Genomic DNA, 2880 nt, shown 5'->3' on the forward strand with positions numbered 1-2880 from the left:
TGTCGTTTTTCCAACTCCGCCTTTTCCGGTGATAGCGATTTTCACCAGCTATATCCCTAATGCTGCACGCTTGGCTTCGATGCCGTCAAGCATCGCCTTAACCAACTCGTGCGGGTCTTTGTTGATGATATATCCTGCGCCGGTTATTTTTCTGGTTCCCTGTGTGATGAGTTCCATCATTTGTGCACTTCCCTTCACCTGCGGCTCAATGCCGAGATATACGTCAATGCCCGTGGAGACAACGTAGTTTGCAATCGAAACGGCTTTTTCGCTCATCCATTCAGGGGCACACCCGATGACCGGAATTTGGGTGGTATCAACACCCCAATCCCGCGCAATGCCCGACGCAAGCAACATCATGCGACTGATATCTACGCACGCACCCATATGCAGTATGGGCGGTATATCGACGAGGTCACACACGCGCCGCAACCCCGCGCCGCATATATATTTCGCTTCTTTGTTCAGAAACCCCGCCTTCGTAGCGAGCTGCGCCGAACACCCGGTTGCGACAATCAGAACGTCGTTCTTCAGCAGTTCCTTCATTATTTCAAAGTGCGAATAGTCAGGGCGAACCCGTGGGTTGTTGCAGCCGACGATAGCGACCGCACCCCGAAGCACGCCTGCTTTTATGGCGTCAATGGCGGGACGATACGAACCGAGTTCGTCGACGTGGCTGTTTGTTATGCCGTCGAGCTGCTTGATAATCTGTTCGCACGGATACCCTACCGTGGCGGCTTGTTTCGTCGGCGGAATATAGACTTTCGAGTTATCGCGTTTCGAAAAATTATCAACCGCCATTTTAATGAGTTCTTTTGCCTGTTCAAAAGCGGTTTCCGGTTTGAATTCAACATGAATTGCTCCGGGAATACGCGCAATAGAGGAACTCGTTACAAATTTCGTGTGAAAGCATTCGGAAAGGGACGCGAGCGCAGGGAAAATACACTGAATATCAACACACATCATTTCGATAGCGCCAGTAAGGATAGCGTTCTCCTGCTGGAGGAAGTTGCCCGCCATACGGACGCCGTGCCGCATCGCCACTTCGTTTGCCGTACAGCACAACCCGACGATGTTTATGCCCTTCGCGCCTTTTGTCTTGGCGTAATCGGACAGTTCTTTCAACTCGGCAGCGGTAACGACCATCTCAGAAAAAGCTGGGTCGTGCCCGTGTACGACGATGTTGACCATATCCTTTTCAAGGACGCCGAGGTTGCCTTCGGTGTTCCGAACCGTGGGAATTCCAAACAGAATGTCGGTTACTTCCGTGCCCAGCATCGAACCGCCCCACCCGTTTGAAAGACTTGCTCGCAACCCCTGACGCACCAACACTTCAGCGTCGGCGGTATTTCCCATGTGGGTCATATGCATTGCGGTGGCGATTTCGCGGTCAATAGCCCGCGGCTCAATATTCTGTTCTTTCCAGACTTTTTGCCGCTGAGGAATGGCGCGTTTTATAAAAAGCTGTGTGCCGAACGGTTTCCCGAACTCCATGAGACCGACTTCAGCGACTTCATGAGCGACATCGTAAATGTCGCGGTTTTCGGTAGCGACACCCCATTCATTTGCGAGGCGCAACAACTTCTGCTCATCTCGCACGCGATAGCTTCCGTTTGGACTCGCGCCGTGAAGCACGTGCAACAGTTCCCGCGCGTGGTCGGAGTGAGCCGAAGTGCCTGCCGCAATCATGCGGAGATAGTTTCTGCCGGCAATCGCGTGCGCGTCCGCGCCGCAGATTCCCCGCGATGCTTTCGCAGTTATCCGGCACGGTCCCATAGAGCAATTCTTGCAACAAACACCGTCTTCCCCGAATTTGCAGTGCGGCGTTTGGTTTTTATTGCGGTCTTCCCACGTTTCCGTGCCGAGCTTCACCGCCATTTCTTTCAGCTTTGCGGTTTCAGCCTCCATCTGTTCAATAGAAGTAACATTTTCAAATGTTTTCATATATCATCGTCCTCCTGAACGAGCGTCATACGGTGCAGGGATTAGTTATTTCTCTATGGTAATATACCCCCTGTGGTTTGTCAAGCAAAAGCGTCACCCTCTGCCAAGCGTATGGCGGGTCTTGAGGCGGAAGCGTTTCGCGCGGACAAAGCATATGATACGAACGAATTGCTCGACATGCTTTTAGGGAAGCTGATATAGCAACAGTCATTCCGTACTCGTCAACTGCCAAATGCAATTTGCTGTTCAGCCTCCTTTTGTACGGCTAATGTCCTGAGTGCCGCCTTGTGCCCCGCATGCGTCCGCGTGTGCCTTGATATATGTCGAATCTATCATAAAGATATCCCTGGCAGGCTCGCCTATTGCGGCGTCCGCCAGTATTCTCCATATTCCCTTGTCCCGCCAGCGGCAAAACCGCTTGTGTATGCTGTTCCAGTTCCCGAATTTTGGCGGTATATCCCTCCACGGAACGCCTGTACGCGTCTGCCACGCTACCGCGTTGATAAACAAACTTTTGTCTTTCGCTACTCCCCCGTGTTTTCCTGCCTGTCCGGGCAGCAGTTCTTTTATCCGTTCCCACGCCTCGTCGCTTATATCGTGCCGGTGAATGCCTTCATTTTCTTTCATGCTTCCCATTTTACCTCTTTCCCTTTATCCAGTCCACACTACCTAGGGCTTGAAGGCAGAGGAATCGGGTGCGTGCTGGACGGCTTCCCCGTTACGGCGGCGGCATACATCGCGCAGACGCTCAACTCCGGTTAGCTGTTTGCGGGGCACTTGCCTGTGGTAGAACGGCTGGGGCTTGAGCCTATCGTCAGGCTCGACATGTATTTTGGCAAGGCACCGGCGGACATATCGCGGAGACGCTGTGCCTGATCACCGAGTCGTCTTCAGCCGTTTGATAAAAGACAGACTTTACCTGCCGTTTACAGGGGA

General features: G+C 52.7%; 4 protein-coding genes. 1 reads left to right on the top strand and 3 read right to left on the bottom strand.

Features of this window, described 5'->3' with window-relative positions:
• Positions 1-48 precede the first annotated feature (48 nt).
• Genes cooS through AWU74_RS04860 form a run of 3 tightly spaced genes read right to left on the bottom strand, consistent with a single transcriptional unit; the run spans position 49 to position 2571 of the window.
• A complete protein-coding gene (gene cooS / locus AWU74_RS04855) occupies positions 49-1944 on the bottom strand; it encodes an anaerobic carbon-monoxide dehydrogenase catalytic subunit (RefSeq protein WP_062328186.1) in 1896 nt (631 codons plus the stop codon).
• 25 nt (positions 1945-1969) lie between these two features.
• Positions 1970-2176, bottom strand: coding sequence for a hypothetical protein (locus tag AWU74_RS11590; protein ID WP_187150845.1), 207 nt, complete (start codon positions 2174-2176; stop codon positions 1970-1972).
• Between the two features lie 14 nt (positions 2177-2190).
• Complete coding sequence (locus AWU74_RS04860) at positions 2191-2571, bottom strand: IS5 family transposase (RefSeq protein WP_187150846.1); 381 nt, start codon at positions 2569-2571, stop codon at positions 2191-2193.
• On the opposite strand from AWU74_RS04860, the gene AWU74_RS11595 reads away from it, so the two are divergent.
• On the top strand, positions 2548-2706 hold the full coding sequence (locus AWU74_RS11595; RefSeq protein WP_238580170.1) for a nicotinate-nucleotide--dimethylbenzimidazole phosphoribosyltransferase: 159 nt from the start codon (positions 2548-2550) through the stop codon (positions 2704-2706). The genes AWU74_RS04860 and AWU74_RS11595 overlap by 24 nt on opposite strands.
• Positions 2707-2880: the final 174 nt, after the last annotated feature.

It is taken from the genome of Treponema endosymbiont of Eucomonympha sp. (assembly GCF_001028545.1).

Coding starts and splice junctions, on each gene's coding strand:
- cooS (WP_062328186.1), bottom strand. CDS start 1,944: ATGAAAACATTTGAAAATGTTACTTCTATTGAACAGATGGAGGCTGAA.
- AWU74_RS04860 (WP_187150846.1), bottom strand. CDS start 2,571: ATGAAAGAAAATGAAGGCATTCACCGGCACGATATAAGCGACGAGGCG.